General features: G+C 31.6%; 10 protein-coding genes. All 10 read left to right on the forward strand.

Annotated elements, in window-relative coordinates:
• Positions 1 to 77: 77 nt before the first annotated feature.
• Positions 78 to 1139 (forward strand): acyl-CoA reductase, encoded by a 1062-nt coding sequence (locus tag BFJ87_RS03025; protein WP_077399744.1) that lies wholly within the window; start codon positions 78 to 80, stop codon positions 1137 to 1139.
• A gap of 161 nt (positions 1140 to 1300) precedes the next feature.
• The gene (gene serC / locus BFJ87_RS03030) at positions 1301 to 2365 is read left to right on the forward strand and encodes a 3-phosphoserine/phosphohydroxythreonine transaminase (RefSeq protein WP_077399746.1); all 1065 of its coding nucleotides are present in this window, start codon (positions 1301 to 1303) and stop codon (positions 2363 to 2365) included.
• Positions 2366 to 2392: 27 nt separating this feature from the next.
• Positions 2393 to 3346, forward strand: a complete 954-nt coding sequence (locus tag BFJ87_RS03035) for an NAD(P)-dependent oxidoreductase (protein ID WP_077399749.1) — start codon at positions 2393 to 2395, stop codon at positions 3344 to 3346.
• 82 nt (positions 3347 to 3428) lie between these two features.
• Positions 3429 to 4073 carry a DUF937 domain-containing protein gene (locus BFJ87_RS03040; protein ID WP_077399752.1) on the forward strand — a complete coding sequence of 215 codons (645 nt, stop codon included), beginning with the start codon at positions 3429 to 3431 and terminating at the stop codon, positions 4071 to 4073.
• A 79-nt stretch (positions 4074 to 4152) separates the two neighbouring features.
• Positions 4153 to 4605 carry a DUF6146 family protein gene (locus tag BFJ87_RS03045; RefSeq protein ID WP_077399755.1) on the forward strand — a complete coding sequence of 151 codons (453 nt, stop codon included), beginning with the start codon at positions 4153 to 4155 and terminating at the stop codon, positions 4603 to 4605.
• Between the two features lie 32 nt (positions 4606 to 4637).
• The gene (locus BFJ87_RS03050; RefSeq protein WP_013622554.1) at positions 4638 to 4955 is read left to right on the forward strand and encodes a DUF6787 family protein; all 318 of its coding nucleotides are present in this window, start codon (positions 4638 to 4640) and stop codon (positions 4953 to 4955) included.
• Between the two features lie 113 nt (positions 4956 to 5068).
• Positions 5069 to 5647: an RNA polymerase sigma-70 factor gene (locus BFJ87_RS03055; protein ID WP_077399758.1), complete on the forward strand. Its 579-nt coding sequence runs from the start codon at positions 5069 to 5071 to the stop codon at positions 5645 to 5647.
• Positions 5648 to 5756: 109 nt separating this feature from the next.
• The gene (locus BFJ87_RS03060) at positions 5757 to 6695 is read left to right on the forward strand and encodes a FecR family protein (RefSeq protein WP_077399761.1); all 939 of its coding nucleotides are present in this window, start codon (positions 5757 to 5759) and stop codon (positions 6693 to 6695) included.
• A gap of 208 nt (positions 6696 to 6903) precedes the next feature.
• Positions 6904 to 10269 (forward strand): SusC/RagA family TonB-linked outer membrane protein, encoded by a 3366-nt coding sequence (locus tag BFJ87_RS03065; RefSeq protein WP_245799578.1) that lies wholly within the window; start codon positions 6904 to 6906, stop codon positions 10267 to 10269.
• A gap of 18 nt (positions 10270 to 10287) precedes the next feature.
• Positions 10288 to 11718 carry a SusD/RagB family nutrient-binding outer membrane lipoprotein gene (locus BFJ87_RS03070; RefSeq protein ID WP_077399764.1) on the forward strand — a complete coding sequence of 477 codons (1431 nt, stop codon included), beginning with the start codon at positions 10288 to 10290 and terminating at the stop codon, positions 11716 to 11718.
• The last annotated feature ends 8 nt before the right edge of the window (positions 11719 to 11726 follow it).

An 11726-nucleotide genomic window follows, 5' to 3' on the forward strand; every position in this document is an offset into this window, starting at 1 on the left:
AATTTTTAGACTGATATTTAATCAGTATATCTACTTTTGCACAAAGGTAAACCCTATTAAATCACTATACAAATAAAATGGCTAAACTTGAAGATAGAATAGTTGCTTTTTCTGAATTAGGAACTTTGTTTGCAGATTATTACGAATTTGCAAACTCAGAAAAACAAGAAGAAAATACAAATGAATGGGTCTTAAAATTACAAGATGCAGTACATACAGCTAGCTTACACAACGGTTGGTTTACTGAAGAAAATATTCTTTTTTGCTTAAAAAATTGGAGCAATTTACTAACTCAAAAAAACTTAAATGATTGGTTTAAATCATACAACTTAAGTTCGCTTAATATCAAAAAAGTAGCCATAATAATGGCCGGTAACATCCCGCTTGTTGGTTTTCACGATTTTTTAGCAACTGTATTAACAGGTAATACCGCTTTAATTAAGTTATCATCTAACGATAAAATACTACTTCCTTTTGTAACATCGTTTTTAATTAGTAAGCTTCCAAGTTTAGCAAATTCTATAATTTATGTAGATGGTAGATTAGAGGGTTTTGATGCTGTAATAGCTACCGGAAGCGATAATACTGCTAGGTATTTTGAGCATTATTTTGGAAAAAAACCAAATATTATAAGAAAAAACAGAAATTCTGTTGCAGTTTTAACTGGCAACGAAACCAATGAGCAATTAGAAAATCTTGCCGAAGACATATTTACATACTATGGCTTGGGTTGTAGAAGTGTTTCTAAACTATTTGTTCCTAAAGGATATAATTTTGATGCCTTTTTTAAAGCAATGTATCCCAAACAAGACATTATAAACCATATGAAATATGCAAATAATTATGATTATAATAAGGCTGTATATTTAATGAGTGAATTTAATATTTTAGAAAATGGATTTTTGATGATTAAGGAAGATGAAAGTTACGCTTCTCCTATTTCCTCTGTTTTTTATGAGTATTACGAGTCGTTAGACGCTTTAAAGCAAAAACTTACCCATGATAAAGACAAAATACAATGTGTTGTTGCTAATGGTTTGCTTAAAAATGAAATTAATTTTGGTGAAACACAAAAACCTAGTTTAACAGATTATGCAGATAATATAGATACTGTTGAATTCTTGTTGAAAACATCCTAGAATTAATTCAAATTATAAAAGGTGTATTGTTATAAAATTTAGACCTTTACCTTATATTTAAATAAATTTAATAAAGCTATAAACAATTAAAAAACAATTAATTACTTGTAGCTACAAACATAAATTGGCTAGCAAACCAATTACAAACAAAAAACGTACAAATGAAAAAGCATAATTTTAGCGCAGGACCTTGTATTTTACCACAAGAAGTATTATTAAAAGCATCAGAAGCTGTTGTAGATTTTAATGGTTCTGGTTTATCTTTGATAGAAATATCTCACCGTAGTAAAGATTTTGTAACTGTTATGGAAACTGCACAATCTTTAGCATTAGAGCACTTAGGGTTAACAGACAAAGGATACAAAGCATTATTTTTACAAGGTGGTGCTAGTTTGCAGTTTTTAATGACTGCCTATAACTTATTAGAAACAAAGGCAGGCTACTTAAACACTGGCACTTGGAGTGATAAAGCTATTAAAGAAGCTGAAATGTTTGGTGAAATTGTAGAAGTAAGGTCTTCTAAAGATAAAAACTACAACTACATACCTAAAAATTATATGGTTCCTGCAGATTTAGATTATTTTCATTTAACATCTAACAATACCATATTTGGAACACAAATTAAAGAGTTTCCTAAAACTAAAGTCCCTGTAGTTTGCGATATGAGTTCTGATATCTTTTCTCGTAAATTAGATTTCTCTCAGTTTGATTTAATCTATGCTGGTGCGCAAAAAAATATGGGTCCAGCGGGTACCACCTTAGTTGTTATTAAAGAAGATATATTAGGTAAAGTTACTAGACAAATACCTTCAATGTTAAACTACCAAGTACATATTAGTAAAGACAGTATGTTTAATACACCACCTGTTTTTGCTGTTTACACATCTATGTTAACAATGCAATGGCTAAAAGACCTTGGAGGTATAGAAGCTATTGAAGAAATAAACGATAAAAAAGCACAATTGTTATATTCAGAAATTGACTTGAACCCTTTATTTAAAGGTTTTGCAGAAAAAGCAGACCGTTCTAATATGAATGCCACTTTTAATTTAACAGATGAAAAATTAAAAAAAACTTTTGATACTATGTGTAAAGAGGCTGGTATTAATGGTATTAATGGCCATAGATCTGTGGGTGGTTACAGAGCCTCTATGTACAATGCATTGTCTTTAGATAGCGTAGGTACTTTAGTAGATGTTATGAGCGACTTAGAAAGAAAAGCATAAATTGTTATAAATAATTTAAGATTACGTATGAAAAAAATATTAGCAAACGACGGTATATCACAAAACGGTATAGACGCATTAGAAAAATCTGGTTTTAAAGTAATTACCACTACTGTAGCACAAGAACAGCTTGCTAATTATATTAATGAACATAAAATTGCTGGGTTAATAGTACGTAGTGCCACCCAGGTACAAAAAGATATTATAGACAACTGCCCTACTCTAGAATTAATTGGTCGTGGTGGCGTTGGTATGGATAATATTGATGTAGATTACGCAAAAGAAAAAGGCTTACACGTTATTAATACACCTTCTGCTTCTTCTGCTTCTGTAGCAGAACTTGTATTTGCACATTTATATAATGGTGTACGTTATTTATATGATGCAAACCGAATTATGCCTTTAGAGGGTGACAGCAAGTTTAAACAACTTAAAAAGGCCTACGCTAAAGGTGTAGAACTAAGAGGTAAAACAATAGGTATTATTGGTTTTGGTAAAATTGGTAAAGCTACAGCCCAAATAGCACTTGGTGTTGGTATGAAAGTAATTTACCATGATACGCAGGTAGAAGAAGCTACTGTTACAGTGCCTTTTTTTGATGGACAAACAGTTTCCTTTAATTTAAAAAATACACCAAAAGATACTCTTTTACAAGAATCTGACTTTATTACAGTGCACGTTCCTGCACAAGCAAATTACACTATTGCTGATAGTGATTTTGATAAAATGAAAGACGGTGTTGGTATTATAAATGCTGCTCGTGGTGGCGCTTTAGATGAAGTTGCACTTGTAGATGCTTTAGAGGAAAATAAAGTTTCTTTTGCTGGTTTAGATGTATTTGAATCTGAACCAAATCCAGAAATAAGAATCTTAATGCATCCAAAAATTTCCTTAACTCCACATATTGGTGCTGCTACCAATGAAGCACAAAATAGAATTGGAGAAGAATTAGCTACTCAAATTGTAAGTTTACTAAAATAAGTGCAGATTATCGGTTATTCTACAATAGCATTTATTTTTTTTGTAAATTGAAGCATTATTAAACATTAACTAAACAAATCAAATGTCAGGATTATTAGACTTATTAAATAGCCCAATAGGCTCACAAATTATTAAAGGTGTTGCAGGACAGGCTGGAGAATCTGAACAAAAAACAGCAGGTGTACTTAGTATGGCCCTACCTTTATTAATGGGTGCAATGAAAAAAAACACAGCAACTCCAGAAGGTGCGCAAGGACTTATGAGCGCATTAACAAATAAACATGATGGTAGTATTTTAGACAACCTTGGTGGTTTATTTGGCGGCGGTGTAGATGACAACGTTATGAACGATGGTCAAGGAATACTTAACCACGTATTAGGAGCAAAACAACCACAGGTAGAAAATGCACTAAGTCAAAAAGCTGGTGTAAGTTCAGATACTGTTGCTACTATATTAAAAGTTGCTGCTCCTATATTAATGGGTGTTTTAGGAAAACAAGCAAGAAATGAAAACGTTGTTGAGTCTAACGGAATAGGAAATCTTTTAGGAGGTTTACTAGGAGGTGATGAAAACAGCAATAAAGAACAATCTTTGATAGAATCTTTTTTAGATTCTGACGGTGATGGTAGTATTTTAGATGATGTTGCCGGTATGGTTCTTGGAGGAAGTAACAAAAGCGGTGGTTCTGGAATTGGAGGCCTATTAGGCGGACTTTTTGGAAAATAAACACGTTTTAACAAACTTATATAAGCCACTTGACAAAATCGAGTGGCTTTTTTTGTATATTAGAATAAATACAGATACTATGAAAAAGAAATTTTATTTAGTTAGTTTATTAATTTCCGCTACCCTATTTATAAATTGTACTAGTACCAAAGAAACTGTATTAATATCTAACGCAGAAAAAGATGTATTTGAACAAAAAAATGGAGATCCTGTTGTTATAGCTGATGATGAGTCTGAGTATGAAATAACAATTATAGACCCAGGATTTAATGCTTGGCTGGTAAGTTTTGCTAGGCCAGAGCAATACTATTCACAAAGTTACCTAGAAACAAGAAACCGTTTATATGTTACAGAATGGAACCAGAGAGTTACACAACCTTTTAGGTTTAATCCAAATTTATACGAAATGCAAATTAACTATTCTGCAAACATAGATTATGGTTATGAAGTAAATTATAAACTCTACAATTACTTTATTTATTTTCAAAGAAAATACAATCAGCGTCTTGGCCATTTTGTTCCTCGCATATAAGCTGTTATATTTGCGGTCGATTAAATGCTATTATGGAAAAATTAAAACAACGCTGGGGAATAGATTCTAATTTCGCCATTGTTATGATACTTATTGTATTTGCCCTAACAGGTTCTTCTTCTTTAAAAATTGCAAGACCTTTTCTGGACTTTATAGGCTTTACAAGAGAAATTTTCCCTTCAGATTGGTATTTTTCAATTTTATATTGGACAGTACGTATACTAATTATATTTCCTATATATCAAATACTACTAGTTGCTTTTGGTTGGCTATTTGGTCAGTTTAAATTCTTTTGGGCTTTTGAAAAAAAGATGCTCTCTAGACTTGGTTTTGGTCGTTTTTTTAAATAAAAATTTAGAAAAAATCTCCTAATAACAATTTATTAACCAAGTCTTAATCTTAAGGTTTTTGTTTGCGATATAGATACACTTTCTTTTGTAAAGTATTAGATAGTGTCCCCTAAATGCTAGTAAATCAAAAACAATTTAACGAACAACTTCTTTTAAAAGAAGTATATAAAGGCAATATAAATGCCTACGAAACTATATTTAACACATATTGGAAAAGACTTTATTTATACGCTTTTAAAGTTTACGAAGATGAGTCTTTATGTGAAGATATAGTACAAGAAGTTTTTATAAACTTTTGGGAACGCAGAGAAAGTTTAAATGTAATTAAACTAGAAAACTACCTTTTTAAATCTGTTAAATACAAAATGGCAAACGCTATTAGAGATTTAAAATTTACAAACATACACTTATCTAAGCTTTTAGATCTTCCAACAGACAGTTCTCAAGAAAACACTGTAGAATATAAAGAACTTCAGCAAGAAATAAACTCTGTGATTGCTACACTACCAGATAAATGTAAAAAAGTATTTATTATGAGTAGGTTTGATGATCTTACAAATGCAGAAATAGCTGCAGAACTAAACTTATCTATACGCACTGTAGAGACACATATTAGTAATGCTATTAAACACTTAAAAAATAATTTAAGCACCACTTCTCTTTACGCTAGCATTATTCTAATGTTAACTTAATATCACTAAAACAACCCGCAGATTAACCAATTGTTAAAAGGCTTGTTTTTTAAAAAATTGCTTACGTGTACTCCTTTGTTTTTGTGACTACCTAGTAAAAGCAATAACATTGAAGAAAGAAGAATTTATAAAAATTACAGAAAAGTTTTCTAAAGGTACAGCATCAGAAAAGGAAGAGAATATTGTTTCTACCTTTTTTGATTCATTGCAAGATAAAGAAGTAAACACAGACATTACTAATGAAGCACGAAAGCAAAAAATGTTTGACGCTATTAAGGCAAAAACCGTTAAACAGTCTAAAAAAACAACTTTTGTGAAAATTGCTGCTGCAATAATACTATTTATAAGCTTAGGTACATTTGTTATACATACTATTACTAAAGAAACCATAGTAACTTATGCTACAGTAAAAGGTGAACGAAAAAATATAACGCTACCAGATGGAAGTTCTATTTTTCTAAATTCAAAAAGTAGTATTTCTTACGCTAAGGAATTTACAAATAACAGAAATGTAACACTAAATGGTGAAGCATTTTTTAAGGTTACCAAAGACAGCCTAAACCCTTTTAGCGTAGAAACTAATACCATAAAAACTACAGTATTAGGTACATCTTTTAATATAAGCTCCTACCCTAAAAACAATGCTAAAGTAACTGTAAACACAGGAAAGGTAAAGGTACAAATGATTACAGATTTAAGTAAGCAACTGTTTTTAACAAAAAATCAAAGCGCTACTTATGTTTATGGTTCTTCTAATTTAGAAAAAAGCACAAGTAATGCTAACAATTACAATGCTTGGACCAAAAATACTTTGTGGTTTAAAGACAATAACCTAAAAGAAGTTTCAGAAAAATTAGAGAATTGGTTTAATGTAAAAATTACAATTAAAGACCAAGATTTAGAATCATTAAAACTTACGGGTACTTATAAAAATCCAAAATTAATTGAGGTATTGGAAAGTATTAAATTCCTAAAAAACATTGAATATACTATTACAAACAACCAAATAACAATACTAAAAACTAAAAATGAAGAAATGCCTATGTAAAACAAATAAAAAAACCCATTTCTGCGGGAACAGTAATGGGCTATAATGAATCTTCAAGCCTAAAACTTGAAAAAAACTTTAATAAAGACTTATCAGTTAACACTAAAAAGCCAAAATGAAATCAAATTTACAAAAAAAGCTAATGAAAAAACTCAAATCATATATAAAACTATATTTTGTCATTAGTCTTGTATTAACATCCAACATAATGTTGGGTTTTAATCAACCAGAAAAAATATCAGTAATTTTAAATAAAGTTAGTTTAGACAAGGTTTTTAAAGCAATAGAAAACAAAACAGAATACACCTTTGTTTATGATAATAGTATTGTTAAAAATACTACCAAAAAAAACTACAATTACACTAATACTACACTTAAAGAAATATTAGCAAAACTTAGTGAAGAAGAAAAAATTGCATTTAAAGTTATTAATAAAACAATAACTGTTGCTAAAAAAACCAAACAGTTAAAGACAATTAAAGGAATTGTTATTGATAAAGATAACATACCATTAGCTGGAGCAAGTGTACTAATTAAAGGAACTAAAACTGGCACAACAACAGATTTTGATGGTAAATTTTCTTTAGACATTAATGTGCAAGCTACCACCCTAATTGTTAATTATATGGGGTTTGAGTCTAAGGAAATTACAACAGATAACCGCTCTTTTTACCAAATAACTTTAGAGGAAAACGTTAATGCCTTAAACGAAGTAGTTGTAACAGCTTTAGGTATTAAAAGAGAAGAAAAAAAATTAGGTTATGCACAACAAACCGTTAAAGGAGAACAATTAACAGACGCACGCCCTAATAACTGGTCTGATGCTTTACGCGGAAAGGTTCCTGGTTTAAATATTCAATCGTTAGGCGGACCATTAAATTCACAAGAAATAAAATTAAGAGGAGACAGCTCTTTAAACCCTGGTAACAATGCAGCTCTGGTTGTTGTAGATGGTGTTCCTGTTACTAGTGGTTTAGCATCTACAGGTGCAAGTAATTCCTATATGGGAGGTGATGCATCTAATGATACACCTGTAGATTTAGGTAATGGAATATCTGACCTTAACCCTGAGGATATAGAAAGCGTATCTGTATTAAAAGGAGCTGGCGCAGCTGCTTTATACGGTTCTAGAGCAGCAAACGGTGTAGTTATCATCACAACAAAATCTGGAAAAAAACAACAAGGTTTAGGAATTACTTTTAGTTCTAATACCAAGTTTGATGTAGTCACTAGATACCCTGATTACCAATATGAATATGGACAAGGTAGTGGTAAAGGAAGTTATCTAAAACCTGATGGAAGCACTTATTACACTTACGGAGCTTCTGAAGACGGAAAAAGTACTGCTGGTAGTAGTAGTGCTTTTGGCCCTAAGTTTGAAGGGCAATATTATTTTCAGTACGACCCCACTGTTGAGGGACAATCATTAGAGCGTCAATTATGGCAACCATACAAAAATAATAGAAGTGATTTTTGGCGTGTAGGTAGCACACTAACTCAAAATTTAGCAATTCAGGGTGGTAATGATAAAGGAAGTATGCGTGCTTCTCTTACACATTCTAAAAATGAATGGATTATGCCAAACACTGGTTTTGATCAGCTTTCAATATCCGTAAATAGTAAATACCAAATAACAGATAATGTAAAAATTAGTTCTGTTGTTAATTATAGAGACAGAAATAGTGATAACCTTCCTGGAACTGGTTACAACAACCACTCCATAGCTTATTTTATGATTTTTCAGAATCCTAATGTAAACTTAGATTGGTACAGACCTATTTGGAAAAAAGATAAAGAGGGTTTAAGTATGATAAGACCTTATAGTAGTTATATAGACAACCCTTACGGTATTGCATATGAGGTAGAAAACACATTAGAGCATGATGCTGTTACTGGTAACATACGTGCAGATATTAATCTTACTCCTAAGTTAGATTTAATGTTGAGAACCTCTTTAAACTCTTACAACAAAAATGCAGAACAACGTAGACCGTATGATATAAACAGGTATAAAACTGGTTATTATAAAACAACTAGTATTTTTAAAAGAGAAGTTAATTCTGATTTTTTACTTACCTATAATAACACTATTAAAAACATAGATTTAAATGCTTCTGTAGGTGCAAATGCAATGGTTTACAAGTACAACAGATTAGATTCTTGGACTGTTGGTTTAGAAACACCTGGCATTTACAACCTTGTTAATGGTACAAACCTTTTTACAAATGAGTATGAAGGAAATGAAAAAGTAAATAGCCTTTACGGAATGTTATCATTAGGCTTTAATAATAAGTTATTTTTAGATATTACTGGACGTAATGACTGGTCTAGTACATTACCAAAAGAAAACTGGTCGTTCTTTTACCCATCTGCAAATGCCAGCATACTTTTAAATGAAATATTTACACTACCAATTGCTATAGATTTTGCTAAACTTCGTTTTTCTTACGCTAAAGTTGGTAATGATGCACCACGTTATAGCACTAAAAAATACTTTGGCAGAAGCGGTTATGAATTTGCGAGTTCTGCAGTGGCACCTACTACTTTATATAATACAGAATTAAAGCCAGAGCAAACTACAAGTTATGAGGCCGGTTTAGACATTCGCTTATTAAAAAACAGATTAAGTTTGGATGCTGCTGTTTATGAAACGTTTACAGATAATCAAATTTTAAAAGTTCCATTAGCACAAAGTAGCGGTTATAGTTACGCTTGGATTAATTCTGGAGAAGTACGCAACAGAGGTGTAGAATTGACTTTAAAAGCAACTCCTGTAAAAACTAAAAACTTTAACTGGAATACTACAATGACGTGGTCTACTAATAAAAGTAAAGTAATGAGTTTAGATGACAGACTAGAAGGTAAATTACAAATGATGAGCTCTTCTAATGCTAGGCTTGTTGCAAAAGAAGGTGAATCTGCAACAGCTTTATACGGTAGAGGTTTTGAAAGAAATGAAAACGGAGATATTTTATATACAGACAATGGTTACCCTATAAAAACTGATGACGACATTTATATAGGAGAAACTACTCCAGATTGGCGTGCGGGCTTCATTAATTCTTTTAAATACAAAAACCTTAGACTTAATATGGTCATAGATGGCCAATATGGAGGTGTAATTTACTCTCACACACACCATAAATTAACTCAGCAAGGAAAACTAAAACACACTTTACGTGGTCGTGAAGAAGGTGAACTTATAGGCAAGGGTGTTGTAGATAACGGAGATGGTACTTACAGACCAAACACTACTCCTTTACCAATTGCGGTGTATTATGATAAGCATTATGAACGTGTAAATACAGAAGCCAATAGTTTTGATGCTTCTTTTGTAAAGTTAAGAGAGGTTAGTTTAGAATATAAAGTTCCTGCTAAATTTTTAAAATCGCTATTTATATCTAGCGCTAGTTGTTCTGTTTACGGAAGAAACTTGGGCGTATGGACAGACTTTCCTATTTATGATCCAGAAGTTGCTGCACAGGCAGGTGGCACAAATATTTTTACAGGTGTAGAAGTAGGACAATTACCTGTTGCAACAGAATTTGGTTTTAATGTAAAATTAGGACTATAACACATAACAATATATACTATGAAAACTATAAAATTTTTACTTTTTTCAAGTTTAATCTTAGTGCAACTAATTTCTTGTACATCAGATTTTGAAGAAACAAATACAGATCCAAACAAGCTAGAAAACATAACAGCTGGTAGCGCCATTAATCCAATTATTTATTCCTTAGCAGTACGTAATGCTAATGAAGCTCGTAATAACAATTTTGGCCTAATGCAGGTTTTTTATAGAATAGATGATTTATCTGGACAACCATTTTTATATGACTTAAGAACAGATATAGGAGCCTCTTTATGGAGAGATTATTACAAAGCGCTTACCAATATTGTAGAAATGGAAAAAGCTGCTATATTAGAAGAAAAAGTAAACTACCAAGCGGTTGCTTTAACCTTAAAAACCTATGCTTTCTCTATACTAACAGATACTTTTGGTGATATTCCTATGACTGAGGCTTTACAAGCTGAGGCCGGTATTCTTTTCCCTAAATTTAGCACACAAGAAGAAATATACACACAGTTATTAGCAAATTTAGAACAGGCTAATAATTTGTATGATGTATCTGTGGGTATGGTTTATGAAAATGATATTCTTTTTGATAATGATGTAACTAAATGGCAAAAGTTTACAAACTCATTACGCTTACGCTTACTACTACGTATTTCTGGTAAAAAAGACACTTACCAAGAAATGGTTTCAATACTAAATAACCCTAGTAAATATCCTGTTTTCACTTCTAATGAAGATGCAGCTGTTTTAAACGTAACAGGTGAAGCCCCAAACCTATCTCCTTGGGACAGAGCTTCAGATTTTGGTTTATTTAGGTATTATGGCGATTTTTTCATAGATAACTTAAACAAATTTAAGGACCCGCGTAGAAGCATATACGCTACACCAGCAAGAGGTATAAATGATGAAGACTTAGGATACATTGGTCAACCTATAGATTTTAGTAATAATCCGTTACCAAACAATATTGCTAGTGCTTCTGGTATAAATCAAGAGCAAATAATAGCTCCAATGATTATTCCTCTTATGACCTATTCAGAACTAGAATTTATTAAGGCTGAACTAGCTCAAAAAGGTTATTTAACTAATGCAGAAATTGCTTATAACAACGGTGTTACTGCTGCTATAGAGTTATGGGGTGCAGAAGTTCCTACTGATTATTTTGACAATACTGATGCAGCTTACAACAATACGCTAGAACGCATAATGTTACAAAAATACTACGCTTTATATTTAACAGATTATCAATCTTGGTTTGAGCACAGAAGAACTGGGTTTCCTGTTTTACCTACTACTGATGCTATGTTTAATGACAAAAAAATGCCAAGTCGCTTTTTCTATCCAATTGCTGCTAGTACTTTAAATAGTGACAATTACCAAGAAGCTGTAAACCGTATTGGAGGTAATGAAATTAATGTAAAAGTTTGGTGGGATAACAACTAAAAAGCACA

The organism is Cellulophaga omnivescoria (genome assembly GCF_001999725.1).
GTDB classification, from domain to species: domain Bacteria; phylum Bacteroidota; class Bacteroidia; order Flavobacteriales; family Flavobacteriaceae; genus Cellulophaga; species Cellulophaga omnivescoria.